Below are 16,724 nucleotides of genomic sequence, written 5' to 3' on the forward strand. Positions count from 1 at the left end.
CCCGCCCCGCGCGGCGGTACGGCCCGCGGCCGTTCGCAGGCCGTAAGAAGTCTTGGCCGATCCCGGCGGCGGCCCTGCCCGGCCGGAGACGGTGCCTTGGCGGGAGCCGGGCCTTTGCCGAAGGGGCACCGTTTCCGGTGCGAACCGGGAGACGCCCCGGCCTTTCGCGAGCCGTGTTCGCGGTAACGACGACAAGCAGGAGTCGTCGGGGGGGATCGGTGTCGGACACGTCGCGCGAGGGTGGCCGCGGGAAGCGGGGGCCCGGGCGGATACGGGCTTTGCTACGGGGAGAGGAACGGCCGCCGGGCCCGTTCTTCCGGCCGGAGTTCTGGCGCAGCCCGCTTCGCGGGCCGTGGCTGACGTCGGTGTTCGGCATCGTGCTGCTCGTGGGCATCCCGATCGTGGCGGTCACCGGACTGGTGTCCTACGCGGCGTACAACCCCCGGCTGCCGGGCAACGACATCACCCCGGAGAGGGGCCTCTTCGGCTTCTACCTCTTCGACTGGCCCACCAGCCCGATCTGGCTCTACCGCCTCACCCAGGGGGTGCACGTCATCCTCGGCCTGACCCTGCTGCCGGTGCTGCTGGCCAAGCTGTGGTCGGTGATCCCCAAGCTGTTCGCCTGGCCGCCGGCGACATCGGCGGCCCAGATGCTGGAACGGGCCAGCCTGCTGCTGCTGGTCGGCGGCGCGGTGTTCCAGTTCGTCACCGGCATCCTCAACATCCAGCTCTTCTACGTCTTCCCGTTCTCCTTCTATCCCGCCCACCTTTACGGCGCGTGGGTCTTCCTGGCCGCGCTGGTCGCGCACGTGGTGATCAAGCTGCCCACAGCGGTCACCGCGCTGCGGTCCCGGAGCCTGCGCCGGGAACTGCGCACTCCGCTGCGCGACACCCGCCCGGAGCCGCCCGACCCCCACGGCCTGGTCTCCCCCGCCCCCGCGCCGGCGACCGTGTCCCGGCGCGGCCTGCTCGCCTTCGTCGGCGGCGGCTCGCTGGCCATGTTCGGCCTGTCCGTGGGCCAGACGCTGGACGGCCCGCTCCGCCGTACGGCGTTGCTCGCCCCGCACGGGCGCGACTACGGCCCCGGCCCGAACGACTTCCAGGTGAACAAGACCGCGGCGAGCGTGGGCATCGTCCCCGCGGAGACCGGCTCCGGCTGGCGGCTGACCCTCGTCGGCGCCCGCCGGATGCAACTGTCCCGCGAGGACCTGCTGGCCCTGCCGCTGCGCACCTACCGGCTGCCGATCGCCTGCGTGGAGGGCTGGTCCACGGAACAGGCGTGGACCGGCGTACGGCTGGCCGACCTGGCCCGGCTGTGCGGGGCGACCGGCGACGGCGGCGTCTACGTCCGCTCGCTGCAGCGGGGCGGCGTGTTCAGCCACGCGTCGCTGAGCGCGGGGCAGACCACCGATCCGCGTTCCCTGCTGGCGCTGCGGGTCAACGGGGCCGACCTGTCGCTCGACCACGGGTTCCCGGCCAGGATCATGGTGCCCAACGCGCCCGGCGTGCACAACACCAAATGGGTCCGCGAACTCGACTTCCGGCCCGCGTCATGAGCGGCGGACTCGCGGACCTGCACCGCCGCTACGGCGCCGGGCCGCTGCACCTGGCCATTCTGCTGGTGTGCTTCATCGTGGCCGCCTACGCCCTCACCCGTGTGATCCTCGCCGGCATCCTGGTGGGATTCGTGCTGTGGTTCATCGGCGCCGTGATCCTGCACGACCTCGTCGCGTTCCCGCTCTACTCGCGCGCGGACGCGGCCCTCCAGCGCCGCCGGTGGCCGGTCAACCACCTGCGGGTGCCGGCCGGGCTGTCCGCGCTGCTGCTCGTCGTCTGGTTCCCGCTCGTGCTGCGCGCCGCCGAGCACAACTACCGGGAGGCGACCGGGCTGAGCACCGCCCCCTTCTTCGGCCGGTGGCTCCTGGTGACGCTGGCGCTGTTCGCCGGCTCGGCCCTGCTGTACGTCCTGCGGCGCGCCACCGGCGCCCGCCGGACCGGCCGGAAACGATGAACCGTCCCCGATTCCCGGAAATCCGCACCGGGATGGGAGCGGTGCAGGTACTCGCGGCTGACCCGCGCCGGTCCCACTATCTCTGTTGACTTATATAAGTAAAAGCTGAAACGCTGCCCTCCATCATCACCGGGTGAGGAGTTCGGCGCGATGTCCAGTAGTGCACCACAGAAGATCACGACGTTCCTGATGTTCGAGGGGAAGGCGGAGGAGGCGATCACCTTCTACACCTCGCTGTTCCCGGACGCCGAGATCATCTCGCTCGACCGGTACGGCGCGGGTGAGGCCGGCGAGGAGGGCAGCGTCCGGCACGCGACCTTCTCCCTCGCCGGGCAGCGGTACATGGCGATAGACAGCAGCGTGAAGCACGCGTTCACCTTCACTCCGGCCGTCTCGCTCTACGTCCAGTGCGAGTCGGAGGAGGAGCTCGACCGGCTGTACGCCGCGCTCGGCGACGGGGGCACGCCGCTGATGCCGCTGGACGACTACGGTTTCAGCACCGGATTCGGCTGGCTGAACGACCGTTTCGGCGTCTCCTGGCAGCTCAACCTGGCCTGACGTCATGTTGAGGGGTCACCGCCCGCCGGGGCGCAGGTGGCGTAGGCGGCATGAGTGATCATCCGTGCTCGCGGGCGGCCCTTGACCGGTGCGTCACCAGGGTATTCGATCACTATTACGCTGCTGCGCCGCCGGAGGCCGTGATGCCGCTCACCGTCCTGTTCGTGCCGGAAAGCGCCTACGGGCCGACGAACAACTGCGTCGGCATCGGCGACATCCTGCGCCGTCGCGGGCATCGCGTGGTGTTCGCGGCCGAGTCGTCCTGGCGGGGCAGGCTGGCGGCACTCGGGTTCGAGGAGGACCTGGTCGACCTCGCCCCGCCCGCGCCCGACGGCGAGGAGCAGGACGCGGGACAGTTCTGGAAGGACTTCATCCAGGCCAACGCGCCGGAATACCGCAAGAGCACGTTCGAGCAGCTGGAGACGGTCACCCGGCCGATCTGGGAGGCGCTGGCCGACGGCGCCCGGTACTGCGAGCCGCAACTGCGGCGGATCATCGACCGGGTCCGGCCGGATGTGATCGTCGAGGACAACGTGATCACCTTCCCCGCCCTGCTCACCGCGGGCAGGCCGTTCGTCCGGATCGTGTCGTGCAACCCGCTGGAGGTGCGCGGCGAGCACGTGCCGCCGGTGTTCTCCGGCCTGCCGTCCGCCGACCGGAGCGGCTGGGACGCCTTCCGCGCCGAGTACGACCGCACCCACCGCGACCTGTGGACCTCCTTCAACGCCTGGGTGGTCGACCAGGGCGCCCCGCCGCTCCCCGACCTGGACTTCATCCACGAGGGCGACCTGAACCTCTACCTGTACCCGGAGATCGCCGACTACACGGCGGACCGGCCGCTCGGCGCCACCTGGCACCGCCTGGACTCCTCGGTCCGCGAGACGGACGCGGACTTCGCGCTTCCGGAGATCCCCGGCGGCGGCAGGCTGATCTACTTCTCGCTCGGTTCGCTCGGCTCGGCCGACGTGTCCCTCATGCGGCGGGTGATCGACGTGCTGGCGGGCACCCCGCACCGCTACATCGTCTCGATGGGCCCGCTGCACCAGGAGATCAAGCTGGCGGGCAACATGTGGGGCGCCGAGTTCCTCCCGCAGACGAAGATCATCCCGCTGGCCGACCTGGTGATCACGCACGGCGGCAACAACACCACCACCGAGGCGCTCCACTTCGGCAAGCCGATGATCCTGCTCCCCCTTTTCTGGGACCAGTACGACAACGCCCAGCGCGTCGCCGAACTGGGCTACGGCATCCGGCTGCCCACCTACACCTTCACCGGCGGGCAGCTCCGAGCCGCGATCGAACACCTCGTCGGCGACGAGGATCTGCGCACCAGGCTGGCCTCGGTGGGCGAGCAGATCAGAGACCGCGACGGCCTGCGCAAAGCCGCCGACCTCGTCGAACACCTCGGCCACGGGTGACCCGTCGCCTCACCGGCCGGGCCTCCTCCCTTCGCCCGTGAGCAGGGTCACCTGCGGGGTTCCGGTGCCGGGGTGTACGGCCACGTCGGCGTGCACGCGGTAGACCTCGGCGAGAAGGGCGGGGGTCAGGACCTCTCCGGGGGTGCCGGCGGCGACGAGTGAGCCGTGGTTCAGGACGCAGATCCGGTCGCAGAAGGCTGCGGCCAGCAGGCTTCGCAGGACGGGTACTCCGCGGAGAGCACCTTGATCCGGTCGTAGGCGGGCGCGTACTCCGGCAGGATCCGGTCGTCGAGGTAGCCGGTGCCGACCATGGACTTCTCCAGCCCAAGCGCGAGCATGACCTCGGTCGCGTGCTGGTTGAGCGACACGACGCGGCGCGGCGGGCGCTCGTAGGTGGTGCTCACGCCGCAGTCGGCGACCGTGACCGGGAACCCCGGTGGAGCGGAGGCCGCCGGGGCGACGGCTTCGGAGGTGCCGCCGCAGCCGGAGATCAGCAGGGCCGCGGCGAGTGCGAGCAACAGACGAGGGCCGCCTGAGACTCGAGGAGGCCACCGAGCCCACCCGGACTATTGCGAATAATTTGCAGGTGATAGAAGTTCTCCTGTGACCAAGCTTCTCCAGAAGTCCGCCACACTGTGCGCCGCCCTCGCCCTGGCCGGTGCGGCGTGCTCCGCGCCGCAGCTGCCCACCGGCCCCCGGGACGACACGTTCGTCCTCGGCCTGAGCTCGGAGTTCGACAATCTGAGCCCGGTGCTCGGGTTCTCCCCCGACGGAGGCTCGCTGATCTTCGACGGGCTGATGAGCCGGTCCCCCGACCTGACGCTCAGGCCCGCGCTCGCCGCCGAGCCGCCCGCCGTCTCCGAGGACGGCCTGACCGTCACCTTCACCCTGAAAGAAGGGCTGAAGTTCCACGACGGCAAGCCGCTGACCAGCCAGGACGTGGAGTACACCTACGAGGCGCTGCTCGACCCCGCCAACAACTCCACGATCAGGAGCGACTACTCCGCGATCAAGGACGTGGCGGCCCCCGACCCGCTCACCGTCGTGTTCCGCCTCGGCCACCCCTACGCGCCGCTCGTGCAGCGCACCACGCTCGGCATCGTGCCCAAGGGCACCCTGGAGAAGACCAGGCCCGTGGGCAGCGGTCCCTACCGGTTCGTGTCGTGGACGCCCGGAGACAGGATCGTGCTGGAGGCGAACCAGTCCTACTGGGGCGGCGCCCCGGCGATCTCCCGGCTGGTGCTCGCCTTCGCGCCCGACGACAACGTGCGCGCCACCCGGGTCCGGGCGGGCGACTTCGACGCCACCGTGCTGCCGCCGAAGGCCGCCGCCGGGCTGCGCGGACAGCCGGGCATGACCGTGTACGACGTGCCCAGCGCCGACTACCGGGCGATCATGTACCCGATGACCCGGCCGGTGACCGGCGACCCGGCCATCCGCAGGGCGCTCGGCCTGGCGCTCGACCGGCAGGCGATGGTGGACACGATCCTCGCCGGCGCGGGCGTCCCCGCCTACGGGCCGATCTCGCCCGACACCCGCTGGTACGAGCCCGAGGTCGCCGGTGCCACCGACCCCGCGGCGGCCGGCAGGCTGCTCGACGAGGCGGGCTGGACCATGGGACCGGACGGCGTCCGGGCCAGGAACGGCACCGAGGCCCGGTTCACCCTGATGTACCCCGCCGGCGACTCGCTGCGCAAGGAACTCGCCCTGGCCGCCGCCTCCGACGCCAAGAAGATCGGCCTGCTGGTCGAACCCGCCGGGCTGGACTGGGACACGATCGAGGCCAGGCTGGGCCAGGACGCCGCGGTCATGGGATTCGGCAGCCCGTACGACCCCGACTACGTCAACTACGAGCTGTTCCACTCCGACTTCAAGGGCCGGGGGTTCCTCAACCCTGGCCGCTACGACAACCCCGAGGCCGACAGGCTGCTGGAGCAGGGCCGGGCCTCGGGCGACCAGGCCGAACGCGAACGCGCCTACGCCGGCTTCCAGAAGGTGATCAGGAACGACGAGGTCTTCTCCTACCTGGTCTTCCTCAAGCACGTCTACGTCGTCCGCGGCGAGTACGACGGGATCGTGCCCGGCGTGGACGGGCACGATCACGCCACCGGCGGGCTGTTCGCGGGCATCCACACCTGGAAGCCGGCCGCGTGAGAGCGGTGCTCAAGATGGTCGCCTGGCGGGCCGCCTTCGCGGCGCCGCTGCTGGTGATCGTCACCATCGGCATGTTCGCGCTGGCCCAGGCGTCCCCCTTCGACCCGGTGCGGCAGTATCTCGGCGAGCGCGCGCTGGTCACCTCGCCGGAGGTGGCCGAGTCGATCAGGCAGAACTGGGGTCTGGACCGGCCGGTCCTGGAGCAGTACGCCACCTGGTTCGGCAACCTGGTCAGCGGCGACCTGGGCGAGTCGCGTTCGCTGCACCGGCCGGTCGTCGAGATCATCGGCGACCGGCTCGGCTGGACGCTGCTGGCCACCGGCTCGGCGCTGGTGCTGATGTTCGCCGGCAGCCTGGCCGTCGGCACGCTCGCCGCCTGGCGGCGCGGCTCCTGGCTGGACCGGGCGATCACCGGCGGCGCGTTCGCCAACGAGGCGGCCCCGGTGTTCTGGCTGGGACTGCTCGCCATCTGGATCTTCGCGGTCCAGCTGGACTGGCTGCCGGCCGGCGGGCTCACCGACCCGGCGGCCGTCGCGATCGACCCCGCCGACGTGTTCACGCACATGATCCTGCCGGTCACCGTGCTGGCGGTCTCCCAGTCGTCGTGGCTGATCCTCTACGTGCGGGAGTCGGTCATCGGGGTGCTCCGGGAGGACTTCGTGATCGGCGCCCGCGCCCGCGGCCTGCGCGAGCGGACCGTGCTGGTACGGCACGCGCTGCGGTCGGCGCTGCTGCCGTTCCTCACCCTGCTCGGCGCCCGGATGCCGGAGCTCGTCACCGGCGCCATCCTGGTCGAGACGGTCTTCTCCTGGCCCGGCGTCGCCGCGGCCTCGGTGCAGGCGGCGCTGGCCGTGGACTTCCCGCTGCTGGCGGCGCTCACGCTGCTGGGCACCGCGGCGGTGCTGGCCGGCAACCTGCTCGCCGACATCGCCTACACCGTGGCCGATCCGCGGGTGCGCACGCTGGGGGTGAGCTGAATGCCGGTGAGATTCGCGGCCGGCACGCTCGCGCTGCTGGCGCTCGCCGTACTCCTGGTGCCGGCCGTCGTGCAGCTCGACCAGAGCCTGGTGGACCTGCGCGCCGCCGGGCAGCCCCCCTCCCTCGCGCATCCGCTCGGCACCGACGAGGTCGGGCGGGACGTGCTGCTCAGGTCGATCTACGGGCTGCGGGTCTCCTTCCTGGTGGGCCTGGTGGCCGCGCTGGTCAGCATGGTGATCGGCGGGCTGATGGGGCTGGCCGCGGGCAGTCTGGGCGGGCTGCCCGACCGGCTGCTCATGCGGGTGGTGGACGGGTTCAACGCCCTTCCGCATCTGCTGTTCGGCATCTTCATCGTCGCGCTGTTCGCGCCGAGCGCCGCCGCCGTGGTCGTCTCGGTGGGCGTGACGCACTGGACGACGGCGGCGCGGATCGTCCGTTCGGAGGTGCTGTCGCTGCGTTCGCGCCCGTTCGTGGAGGCGGCGATCTCCGCGGGGGCGACGAGGACGCGGGTGGTCCGCCGCCATCTGCTGCCGCATCTCCTCCCGCACCTGATGCTGGCGACGGTGCTCATGGTGCCGCACGCGATCTGGCACGAGACCGCGCTGAGCTTCCTCGGCCTGGGACTCCCGCCGCATCTGGCCTCGCTCGGCAACATGATCAACGACGGGCAGCGCTCGCTGCTCACCGGCGACTGGTGGTCGAGCCTGGTGCCCGGCCTGTTCATCCTGGTGCCCACACTGGCGGTGTCGGTGCTGGCGCAGCACTGGCGCGACCGCCGCAGCCCCCGCTGGAGATCGGAGCTGGAACTGTGACACAACCGGTGACCGGCCGGGGACGGCTGCGCGTCCAGGATCTCAGCGTCGCCTTCCGGATACCCGGCGCACGGGTGCAGGCGGTGGACCGGGCGAGTTTCGAGGTACGCCAGGGCAGGTGCCTGGCCCTGGTGGGCGAGTCCGGATGCGGCAAGTCGGTGCTCGCGCACGCGCTGCTCGGCCTGCTGCCGGGCAACGCCACCGTCTCCGGCCAGGCATGGCTGGAACACGGCGCGGAGCCGGTGGAACTCCTCGCCGCCTCGCAGGCCGTACTCGCGAGGCGGGTGCGCGGGCGCGCGATCGGGCTCATCCCGCAGAGCCCGGCCACCCACCTCACCCCCGTACGCACGGCGCGCGCCCAGCTCCAGGAGGCGTTGCGCGAGCTCGGCTCGCGGGCCGTCGCCGACGACCTGGCGGCCCGGTACGGCCTGCGCCCGGAGGAGCTGGACCGCTACCCGCACGAGCTGTCCGGCGGCATGGCCCAGCGGGTGGCGAACGTGATCGCGCTGGCCGGCGACCCCTGGCTGATCCTGGCCGACGAGCCGACCGGCGGGCTGGACCGGCCGCTGGTGGACCGGGCGATGACGACCCTGCGCGAGCTGTGCGACGAGGGCCGCGCCGTCCTGCTGATCACGCACGACCTGCGCGCGGCCGAGCAGGTCGCCGACGACCTCGCGGTGATGTACGCGGGGCGCCTGGTCGAGGTCGGACCGGCGGCCGAGGTGCTCGGGCGTCCCCGCCACCCGTACACGGCGGGGCTGGTGGCGGCGCAGCCGAACCGGGACTTCGTGCCCATCCCCGGCCTGCCGCCGGAGCTGACCCGGCTGCCCGCCGGGTGCGCGTTCCGCCCGCGCTGCGGGCACGCCACCGAACGCTGCGCCACGCTCCCGCCGATGGACGGCGGCGTGGCCTGCCACCACGTCCTGGAGGACAGGCATGCTTGAGGCGACCGGGATCACCGTCAGGTACGGCGGGCGAACCGCGCTGGAGGCGGCCTCGCTGACGATCAGGCCGGGTGAGGTGACCGGCCTGGCCGGGCCGAGCGGCTGCGGCAAGTCCACCCTGGCCAGGGTCATGGCGATGATGCTGCGCCCGGACGCGGGCACGCTCACCGTGGACGGCGTCCCCGTCACGGGCTGGCGGCAGCGGGCCCCGCGTGACCTGCGCACCAGGGTGGCGCTGATCTACCAGCAGCCCCGGCTCGCGGTGGACCCCCGGCTGCGGCTCGCCGAGGTGATCGGCGAGCCGCTGGCCGCGAACGGCCGACCGGACGGGGAGCGCGTCGCCGAGCTGGCCGCGCTGACCGGGCTGACCGGCGAACTGCTCACCAGGTGGCCGCACGAGGTGTCCGACGGCCAGTTGCAACGGGCCTGCGTGGCCCGCGCGCTGACCCTGGAACCCCGCTACCTCGTCTGCGACGAGATGACCACCATGCTGGACGCCTCCACCCAGGCCCACCTGGTCGCGGTGGTGAACGCCTACCGCGAGCGGACCGGCGCCGGCGTCCTGGCGATCAGCCACGACCCGCTCCTGCTCGACCGCTGGGCCGACGGCGTCGTCGACTTCGCCGGCGGCCAGGGCCCTACCCCGGGGCAGCCTGGCCGCGCCCTGAGGTCAACGTGACGTAGGCGCCCTCAGCACGGCGCCGGCTGCGGGAGCAGCAGAGAGGCGGCGGCGGCCCGGAGTTCGTCGCTGAACGGCGTCGGCCGCAGGGTGGCCGGGTCCAGGTTGACGTTGACGCGGTAGCCCTCGGCGTGCACCACGGTGCGGTCCGCGGACAGCACGCGGAAGCCGTACACGCCGCTGGTGCGTCCCATCCGCTCCATCCAGAAGTGCACCAGCGGCTCGCCCGCGCCCGCGATGGGCACGTTGTAGGTCACCTTGAACTCGCGCACGGCCAGGAACACGTCCTTGAACGCCGACCGGCCGGGGTCGGACGCCCAGCCGAGCCGGTGCCAGTAAGCGCCGATCGCCCGCTCGACCAGCAGGGCGTACCGCGAGTTGTGCAACAGTCCCATCGCGTCGAGCTCGTCGAAATGCACCTGGACCGGCTCGTGAACGCCGCCTGTGGTCATGTCAGTCCTCCGGGAGTAGCGCTGGGTCGGGGCAGAGCGCGCGCAGGCGCTGGAGCACGGCGCGGCGGGCGTACAGCAGGGCGGCAGGCCCGTCGTGCAGCCGGGAATGGATGATCACCATCTCGCCGAGCGCGTCGATCTCGTAGGCGAGCTGGGCCGGGTCCACGCTCTCGGGGAGTTCGCCCAGCGTCACGGCCTCCGCCACCATCCGGCGGATGTACTCCTGCCAGTCGCGCATGGCCCGCGCGAGCCGGTCGCGGACCGCTCCCGGACGATCGTCGAACTCGGCCTGCGCCGCGAAGAAGAAACACCCGCCGGGCAGCGTGGCGTCGCCGTAGAACGTCAGCCGCGCCTCGTGCAGCGCGAACACCCGCCGGACGCCCGCGGGGGCGCGCCGGGCGGGCTCCACCACCCGCTCGGCCCACTGCCGGGCGGCCCACTCCACGGCGTCGAGCTGCAACTGCTCCTTGTCCTGCCAGTGTGCGAAGAATCCTGACTTGCTGACGCCGGTCGCCGCCGCCAGCCGTCCCAGGGAGAGTCCGTCCAGCCCTTCTACCGAGGCCAGCCCCACCGCCTGCCGGAGGATCGTCTCGCGGCTGCGCAACCCACGCAGCCGCCGGCCGTCTTGTGTCATGCGCCGCACTCTATATGAACGACCGGTCGTTCGTATACTTTGGGCCGGGCCCGCCGGCTACGGCGCGTTCACCCCTCCTCCCCGCCGGTCAGTTCCCGCTTGCGGCGGAGCAGCGCGGCCCGGCGGGCATGGGCGCCGACGGCCAGCGCCAGCGCGACCGCGGCGAGCGCCTCCCTCTCCCCGGCGTACTCGCTGCGCAGCCGGTCGGTCACCGACCGGCGGGCGATCGTGAACAGCCAGGGCGCGAACCGGCCGGGTTCGCGCAGCCCGGGCAGGCCCCGGACCACCGCCAGCCAGATCTCCTGGGTCACGTCGTCGGCCCGCTCGGCGTCCAGCATGCGGCGCACGTACGTCCACAACGGCACCCGCCACCGGTCCACCAACGCGGCCAGCGCCGCCCGCTCACCCAACTGGGCGCGCACCACCAGCAGTTCATCGGTCATCTCGTCCTCCCGTCACCCTGCACAGTCGGGCGAGAAGCCGATCAGGTTCACCGGTCACTGTGCCGTCCGGCGCGGGAGAAGCCTTCCCCGGGTACGGCCGCATCAGATTTAGGAGGTCGTATACGGCTCCTGATACGTTCTTGACAGGTGAGCCGGGAAGTCTGGTCGGCACGTTCTGTCCGTTTCGAGATGAAGGATGTGCGCGTGCGCGCCCGTGACCTGCCTGCCGGCATTCCGGTGCCCGGCCCGGATACCCCGATGACCGAGGCGGCCACAGCGCTCGCCGTGCCCGTGCCCGTCATGGAGCACACGTGAGCGTGCTCGCCTGGGTCAGCGTGGCGGTGTTCCTGGCCGCGTACACGCTGATCGCCACCGAGCGGATCCACCGCGTCGCCGCCGCGCTCGGCGGGGCCGGGATCATGCTGCTCATCCACGCCACCGACGGCGGGGCGGCGTTCTTCTCCGAGCATTCCGGCATCGACTGGAACGTCGTCTTCCTGCTGCTCGGCATGATGATCATCGTGGGGGTGCTCAAGCAGACCGGCGTCTTCGAGTACCTCGCCATCTGGGCGGCCAAACGCGCCCGCGGCCGGCCGTTCCGGCTCATGGTGCTGCTGGTGGTCATCACGGCGACGGCCTCCGCGCTGCTGGACAACGTCACCACCGTGCTGCTGATCGCCCCGGTGACGTTCCTGGTCTGCGAACGGCTGGCGCTGTCCGTGGCGCCGTTCCTCATCGCCGAGGCGATGGCCTCCAACATCGGCGGCGCGGCCACCTTGATCGGCGACCCGCCCAACATCATCATCGCCAGCCGGGGCGGGCTGACGTTCAACGACTTCCTCGTGCACATGGCGCCGATGATCGTCGTGCTGATGGTCGTGTTCGTCGTGCTGTGCTGGTTCATGTTCGGCAGGAAGATGCGCTACGACCCCGGCCGGGCGAGCGAGATCATGGCGCTGAACGAGCGGGAGGCGATCGCCGACCGCGGGCTGCTGTGGCAGAGCCTGGCCGTGCTGGCCCTGGTGATCGTCGCGTTCGTGCTGCACCCGGTGCTGCACTACGAGCCGTCCGTGGTCGCGCTGCTGGGCGCCGGCGTCCTGGTCGCCGTCACCAAGGTCACCACCGAGGAGGCCATCGCCGAGGTGGAATGGCCCACCCTGGTGTTCTTCGCCGGCCTGTTCGTCATGGTCGGCGCGCTGGTGGAGACCGGCGTCATCGGCCGGCTCTCCCAGGCCGCGGTCGGCGCCACCGAGGGCCACCCGGAACTGACCGCGATGGGCCTGCTCGGCGGCTCGGCCGTCATCTCGGCCGTCGTGGACAACATCCCCTACGTCGCCACGATGAGCCCCATCGTCGAACAACTCGTCCATGCGGGCGGCGGCGGGAACGTGCTGTGGTGGGCGCTCGCCTTCGGCGCCGACCTCGGCGGCAACGCCACCGCCGTCGGCGCCGCCGCCAACGTGGTCGTCCTGGGCATCGCCGCCCGCAACGGCACCCCGATCACCTTCTGGCAGTTCACCAGGTACGGCCTGATCGTCACCGCGGTGACCGTCACCCTGGTCGCGCCGTACCTGTGGCTGCGCTACCTCTGACGACGTCACCCCCGCGCGGCGTCCGACGGCGGACCGGACGAGGACGGCGGGGTGTCCTACGACGATGTGAGGCGGCGGCGTCTCGTGACCCCGATGGTCCTCAGGCTGGTCCTCAGCAGCAGGCGCGGGCCGCGGCGGTCGCCGGAGTGGCGGTGGGCTTCGCCGCCAGGTCCGTGGCGATGCGGCCGCGCAGCATGGTCTCCATGACCTTCATGAAGCCCTGCGCCCTGGACCGGCCGATGACGAACGGGTTCCCCGCGCCCGTGGACCCGCGCAGCTGTTCCATGCGGGCCAGGCCGTGGTCACAGGTCCCGTGGTTGTTCAGCTCGACGTCCACACCCGCCCGCTTCATCTGGGCGGAGAAGTCGAGGACGGAGGAGACGAGGGTCCGCTTCTCCGCGGTCGCGGCGGGCGGGTTGGTGCCGCCCCACAGCATCGCGGTGTGCCGCCGCCCCTTCCACCGCACCGGGAAGATCGCCGAGACGGTGCCCCGCGTGTGCCCGGGGGTGTGGTGGAAGGTGACCGTGGTGTCGCCGAGGGTCAGCCGCCGGCCGTCGGCGATCTCCAGGTCCCGGGTGGGAGCGTCGGGCGGGGAGTCGGCGGCGACGAGGTCCCAGTCGGCCGGGCTCATCATGACCCGGGCCCCGTACCGGTCGGCGAGGTGCTGGGCACCGCCGAAATGATCGCTGTGACCGTGGGCGGCCACCACGTACTTGATCTTCGCCGGGTCCACTCCCACGGAACGCAGGTCCGGAAGGAGGATCTTCTCGACCTCGTCCGGTGATCCCAGCGCGTCGATGAGAATGACGCCCTGGGACGTGAGGATCGCCGTGACCGAGACGAAGGCGGTGCTCACCACCGCGACGTTGTCGAAGATCCTCAGCGGCTTGACCCGCTGCACGGTCGGCATCGGGGAACCCGGCGTGAGCGCCTTGACGAGGTCCCGCAGGACCGGATCGTCGCCGGCCAGCTTCGCCGCGCGGTCGTAGTAGTCCTGCGGGCCCTTGGGGGCGGTGGCGGCCGACGCCTCGGCCCCGCGGCCCGCCAGCGGCAGAAGGGCCGCGCCTGCCAGCAACGCGCGGCGGGACACGCCGGACTGTGCACGGGACATGCGCTGATACCTGCTTTCACTCGCCCGAGGGTTGACACGATCACGACCTCGGGAGGATGTGGACGCCGCCCAGCAGACCAGAGACGATCAAGTGTTGTCCAATATTGATATCGCTCACGGATCGATCGAGAATCCGATATCGAAGCAGGTCAGACGGCACGTGTACCGCCCTGTCCGCGCGGACGGGGGCGGCGCGGTCACGTGGGCGGCACCGCGGGGTCACGCGTGACGGGGGCGGGGCGGTCACGTGGGCGGCGCCGCGGGGTCACGCGTGACGGGGGCGAGCCACAGGCCGACGAGCGCGTCGATCAGTCCGGTCGCCGCGTCGTGCCAGCTTGGCCGCGACGTGGGGGCGCCTTCGGCGAGCGCGCGTTCACGGTCGGCGCACGTGTGCACGATCAGCCGGCGTGCCATCTCGCCACGCTCGGCGCGCACGTCGGCGGGCAGGTCCGGCAGGCACCGGTCGAACCCCTCGACGGCCCTTCGCAGCGAGGCGGAGCCGCGGTTGGCCTCGATGATGATCGCGCAGAGCGCGGGGTCGGTCACCACCTGGGCGAGGAAGCGGGCGTACCAGGTGGGGGTGCCCAGGGCGGCCAGATGTTCGGTGACCGGGCGGACCAGGCAGGCGACCCAGTCGCGTACGTCGGCGGAGTCGCCGGCGGCGTCCGCCAGTTGCCCGCGTCTCCGCTCGATCGGCTCGGCGTGCCTGCGCACGATGGCGCGGACCAGATGGGTCTTGGTGCCGAAGTGATAGCCGACCGCGGCATTGTTGCCCTGCCCGGCGGCCTCGCTGACCTGGCGGTTGGACACGGCGGACACGCCGTGCTCGGCGAACAGCCGCTCCGCCGCCGTCAGGATCTGCTCGCGGGTCACACCGGCCCGCTCCGCCCGTCCGCTCCTGCCGGTCACGGTAACCACCGCGCCGGCGATGCCGCCGGTCCCCCGGCTCCGCCTTCCCCGGGGACCGGGCTCGACGCTCTCCTCACAGGAACCTCCTCCGGAACTTGACTCTCGGTTGTGGCCGGGAAATTCTCGCTGTTAGTCTTAAGTCAAGCGACTGATTTACAACCTACCTCATCGCTCACTTCCCGATCGCCGCAACCGGAGGCGTCGTATGGCCACAATCTCCACCCACCCCGCTCACGCGGCCGGCCCGCCGCGGGCGAACGGCTTCGTGGTGGTGCTCGCCTTCGCCGGGATCGCGGTGGCGCTGATGCAGACCCTGGTGATCCCCCTGGTCCCCGAGCTTCCCAAGCTCCTGGGAGCCTCGGCGTCCGACGCCACCTGGGCGGTGACCGCCACCCTGCTCGCCAGCGCCGCCGCCACCCCGGTGATGGGGCGGCTCGGGGACATGTACGGCAAGCGGCGCATGCTGCTGATCAGCCTGTTCCTGCTGGTCGCCGGATCGGTCCTGTGCGCCCTGAGCGACTCGCTGACGCCGATGATCGTGGGACGGGCCCTGCAGGGGGTGTCATCCGGCGTCATCCCGCTCGGCATCAGCATCATGCGTGACGAACTGCCCCCGGAACGGCTCGGTTCCGCGACCGCTCTCATGAGCGCCTCGCTCGGCGTGGGCGGCGCCCTGGGCCTGCCCGCCGCCGCCCTCATCGCCGAGAACGCCGACTGGCACGTGCTGTTCTGGACCGCGGCGGGTCTCGGCGTCCTGGCCGTCGTCCTGGTGCTGACACTCGTGCCCGAGTCGGCGGTGCGCGGCGGCGGGCGTTTCGACTTCGTCGGCGCCGCCGGGCTGTCGGCCGCGCTGGTCTGCCTGCTGCTGGCGATCTCCAAGGGCGCCGACTGGGGCTGGACCGGCGCCCTCACGATCGGGCTGTTCGCCGCGACGGTCGTGGTGCTGCTGCTGTGGGGGTGGTGGGAGCTGCGCACCCGGGAGCCGATGGTGGACCTGCGCACCACCGCACGGCGTCAGGTGCTGTTCACCAACTTCGCCTCCACCATGCTGGGCTTCTCGATGTTCGCGATGTCGCTGGTGCTGCCACAACTGGTGCAGCTGCCCGAGGCCACCGGCTACGGACTGGGGCAGTCGATGCTGGCCGTGGGTCTGGTGATGGCGCCGTCCGGCCTGGTGATGATGGTCCTGGCACCGATCGCGGCCCGGCTGTCCGCGGCCAGGGGGCCCAAGGTGACCCTGATGCTCGGCGCCGTCGTCGTCGCCGCCGGCTACGGCCTCAACATCGTCCTGATGTCCGAGATCTGGCACTTCGTCCTGGTCTCCTGCGTCATCGGAGCCGGTATCGGACTGGCGTACGCCGCCATGCCCGCCCTTGTCATGGGCGCCGTGCCGGTGACCGAGACGGCCGCCGCGAACAGCCTCAACACCCTCATGCGCGCCGTCGGCACCTCCGTCTCCAGCGCCGTGGCGGGTGTCATCCTGGCCCAGATGACCATCACGTTCGGCCCCGCCGTCCTCCCCTCCCAGAACGGCTTCCGCGTCGTCATGGCCATCTGCGCCGGCGCCGCCCTCCTCTCCTTCGTCCTCGCCGCCGTCCTCCCCCGCCGGAACACGGCCACCGCCACGCCGACCCCGCACCCGGCCACCGCCACGCCGCACACCACCACCCCGGCACCTGCCGGCGACGAGCCCGCCGACGCCCTGGCAGGTCCGGGCGGCGAACCCGCGTACGCCTCGGCGCGTTCCGGCGGTGAACCCGCGTACGCGCTCGCGGGCGGCCCGTGGGCCGGGGGCGGGGATGACGGCGTCGAGATCCGCGGCTTCGTCAGCGACGGCGGCGCGGCGAACCACGCGGCCGAACACGCGGCCGGCCACGCCACGCTGACCCTGATCGACGTGCATGGCCACCAACTCGGCCGGACCGCGACCCGCGCGGACGGCGGCTACAGCATCCGGACGCCGGGCGCCGGGACCTACGTCCTGATCGCCTCGGCCGCCGGGCGCGATCCGCAGGTGGCGACCCTCGTC

At 71.8% G+C, this 16,724-nt stretch carries 17 protein-coding genes and 1 pseudogene; 12 read left to right on the forward strand and 6 right to left on the reverse strand.

Translation table 11 applies throughout. The features are described 5' to 3' along the window. Positions 1–278: 278 nt before the first annotated feature. The 4 genes from QSK26_RS33325 (at position 279) to QSK26_RS33340 (ending at position 3,987) form a co-directional block, all read left to right on the forward strand. Positions 279–1,556 carry a molybdopterin-dependent oxidoreductase gene (locus tag QSK26_RS33325; RefSeq protein ID WP_285779295.1) on the forward strand — a complete coding sequence of 426 codons (1,278 nt, stop codon included), beginning with the start codon at positions 279–281 and terminating at the stop codon, positions 1,554–1,556. Next, positions 1,553–2,011, forward strand: coding sequence for a hypothetical protein (locus QSK26_RS33330; protein ID WP_285779296.1), 459 nt, complete (start codon positions 1,553–1,555; stop codon positions 2,009–2,011). Before QSK26_RS33325 ends, QSK26_RS33330 begins: the two co-directional genes overlap by 4 nt. Before the next feature lie 150 nt (positions 2,012–2,161). Beyond that, positions 2,162–2,569 carry a VOC family protein gene (locus tag QSK26_RS33335; protein WP_285779297.1) on the forward strand — a complete coding sequence of 136 codons (408 nt, stop codon included), beginning with the start codon at positions 2,162–2,164 and terminating at the stop codon, positions 2,567–2,569. A 143-nt stretch (positions 2,570–2,712) separates the two neighbouring features. After that, positions 2,713–3,987 carry a glycosyltransferase gene (locus QSK26_RS33340; protein ID WP_285779298.1) on the forward strand — a complete coding sequence of 425 codons (1,275 nt, stop codon included), beginning with the start codon at positions 2,713–2,715 and terminating at the stop codon, positions 3,985–3,987. Between the two features lie 170 nt (positions 3,988–4,157). On the opposite strand, the gene QSK26_RS33345 is transcribed toward QSK26_RS33340, so the two are convergent. Continuing rightward, the gene (locus tag QSK26_RS33345) at positions 4,158–4,505 is read right to left on the reverse strand and encodes a TroA family protein (protein WP_285779299.1); all 348 of its coding nucleotides are present in this window, start codon (positions 4,503–4,505) and stop codon (positions 4,158–4,160) included. Between the two features lie 85 nt (positions 4,506–4,590). On the opposite strand from QSK26_RS33345, the gene QSK26_RS33350 reads away from it, so the two are divergent. Genes QSK26_RS33350 through QSK26_RS33370 form a run of 5 tightly spaced genes read left to right on the forward strand, consistent with a single transcriptional unit; the run spans position 4,591 to position 9,554 of the window. After that, positions 4,591–6,141, forward strand: a complete 1,551-nt coding sequence (locus tag QSK26_RS33350; protein ID WP_285779300.1) for an ABC transporter substrate-binding protein — start codon at positions 4,591–4,593, stop codon at positions 6,139–6,141. Then, on the forward strand, positions 6,138–7,118 hold the full coding sequence (locus tag QSK26_RS33355; protein ID WP_285779301.1) for an ABC transporter permease: 981 nt from the start codon (positions 6,138–6,140) through the stop codon (positions 7,116–7,118). The genes QSK26_RS33350 and QSK26_RS33355 overlap by 4 nt, the downstream gene beginning before the upstream one ends. Further along, positions 7,119–7,931, forward strand: a complete 813-nt coding sequence (locus QSK26_RS33360; RefSeq protein WP_285779302.1) for an ABC transporter permease — start codon at positions 7,119–7,121, stop codon at positions 7,929–7,931. Continuing rightward, complete coding sequence (locus QSK26_RS33365) at positions 7,928–8,875, forward strand: ABC transporter ATP-binding protein (protein ID WP_285779303.1); 948 nt, start codon at positions 7,928–7,930, stop codon at positions 8,873–8,875. The genes QSK26_RS33360 and QSK26_RS33365 overlap by 4 nt, the downstream gene beginning before the upstream one ends. Continuing rightward, positions 8,868–9,554 (forward strand): ABC transporter ATP-binding protein, encoded by a 687-nt coding sequence (locus QSK26_RS33370; protein WP_285779304.1) that lies wholly within the window; start codon positions 8,868–8,870, stop codon positions 9,552–9,554. Before QSK26_RS33365 ends, QSK26_RS33370 begins: the two co-directional genes overlap by 8 nt. Before the next feature lie 11 nt (positions 9,555–9,565). Here the strand turns inward: QSK26_RS33370 and QSK26_RS33375 are convergent, their stop codons facing one another. The 3 genes from QSK26_RS33375 to QSK26_RS33385 all read right to left on the reverse strand — a co-directional run bounded on the left by QSK26_RS33375 (position 9,566) and on the right by QSK26_RS33385 (position 11,083). Next, positions 9,566–10,006: an acyl-CoA thioesterase gene (locus tag QSK26_RS33375; protein ID WP_285779305.1), complete on the reverse strand. Its 441-nt coding sequence runs from the start codon at positions 10,004–10,006 to the stop codon at positions 9,566–9,568. 1 nt (position 10,007) lies between these two features. Further along, positions 10,008–10,640, reverse strand: a complete 633-nt coding sequence (locus QSK26_RS33380) for a TetR/AcrR family transcriptional regulator (protein WP_285779306.1) — start codon at positions 10,638–10,640, stop codon at positions 10,008–10,010. Positions 10,641–10,708: 68 nt separating this feature from the next. After that, on the reverse strand, positions 10,709–11,083 hold the full coding sequence (locus tag QSK26_RS33385) for an RNA polymerase sigma factor (RefSeq protein ID WP_285779307.1): 375 nt from the start codon (positions 11,081–11,083) through the stop codon (positions 10,709–10,711). A 147-nt stretch (positions 11,084–11,230) separates the two neighbouring features. Here QSK26_RS33385 and QSK26_RS33390 point away from each other — a divergent pair, with 147 nt between their 5' ends. Continuing rightward, positions 11,231–11,398: a hypothetical protein gene (locus tag QSK26_RS33390; protein WP_285779308.1), complete on the forward strand. Its 168-nt coding sequence runs from the start codon at positions 11,231–11,233 to the stop codon at positions 11,396–11,398. Then, positions 11,395–12,675, forward strand: a complete 1,281-nt coding sequence (locus QSK26_RS33395; protein WP_285779309.1) for an ArsB/NhaD family transporter — start codon at positions 11,395–11,397, stop codon at positions 12,673–12,675. The genes QSK26_RS33390 and QSK26_RS33395 overlap by 4 nt, the downstream gene beginning before the upstream one ends. Positions 12,676–12,787: 112 nt before the next feature. Here QSK26_RS33395 and QSK26_RS33400 read toward each other — a convergent pair whose 3' ends face one another. Continuing rightward, a complete protein-coding gene (locus QSK26_RS33400) occupies positions 12,788–13,786 on the reverse strand; it encodes an MBL fold metallo-hydrolase (protein ID WP_285779310.1) in 999 nt (332 codons plus the stop codon). Between the two features lie 243 nt (positions 13,787–14,029). Beyond that, positions 14,030–14,695, reverse strand: a complete 666-nt coding sequence (locus QSK26_RS33405) for a TetR/AcrR family transcriptional regulator (RefSeq protein WP_285779311.1) — start codon at positions 14,693–14,695, stop codon at positions 14,030–14,032. Between the two features lie 205 nt (positions 14,696–14,900). Here QSK26_RS33405 and QSK26_RS33410 point away from each other — a divergent pair. Next, a pseudogene (locus QSK26_RS33410) lies at positions 14,901–16,367 on the forward strand (MFS transporter); the annotation flags it as partial. Positions 16,368–16,724: the final 357 nt, after the last annotated feature.

This window comes from Microtetraspora sp. NBRC 13810 (assembly GCF_030268685.1).
GTDB lineage: Bacteria > Actinomycetota > Actinomycetes > Streptosporangiales > Streptosporangiaceae > BSRQ01.

Excerpts from the sequence above, each read along its gene's own strand:
- QSK26_RS33335 (WP_285779297.1), top strand. The coding sequence starts at position 2,162 with ATGTCCAGTAGTGCACCACAGAAGATCACGACGTTCCTGATGTTCGAG.
- QSK26_RS33375 (WP_285779305.1), bottom strand. The coding sequence starts at position 10,006 with ATGACCACAGGCGGCGTTCACGAGCCGGTCCAGGTGCATTTCGACGAG.
- QSK26_RS33380 (WP_285779306.1), bottom strand. The coding sequence starts at position 10,640 with ATGACACAAGACGGCCGGCGGCTGCGTGGGTTGCGCAGCCGCGAGACG.
- QSK26_RS33330 (WP_285779296.1), top strand. The coding sequence starts at position 1,553 with ATGAGCGGCGGACTCGCGGACCTGCACCGCCGCTACGGCGCCGGGCCG.
- QSK26_RS33385 (WP_285779307.1), bottom strand. The coding sequence starts at position 11,083 with ATGACCGATGAACTGCTGGTGGTGCGCGCCCAGTTGGGTGAGCGGGCG.
- QSK26_RS33360 (WP_285779302.1), top strand. The coding sequence starts at position 7,119 with ATGCCGGTGAGATTCGCGGCCGGCACGCTCGCGCTGCTGGCGCTCGCC.
- QSK26_RS33340 (WP_285779298.1), top strand. The coding sequence starts at position 2,713 with ATGCCGCTCACCGTCCTGTTCGTGCCGGAAAGCGCCTACGGGCCGACG.
- QSK26_RS33400 (WP_285779310.1), bottom strand. The coding sequence starts at position 13,786 with ATGTCCCGTGCACAGTCCGGCGTGTCCCGCCGCGCGTTGCTGGCAGGC.
- QSK26_RS33370 (WP_285779304.1), top strand. The coding sequence starts at position 8,868 with ATGCTTGAGGCGACCGGGATCACCGTCAGGTACGGCGGGCGAACCGCG.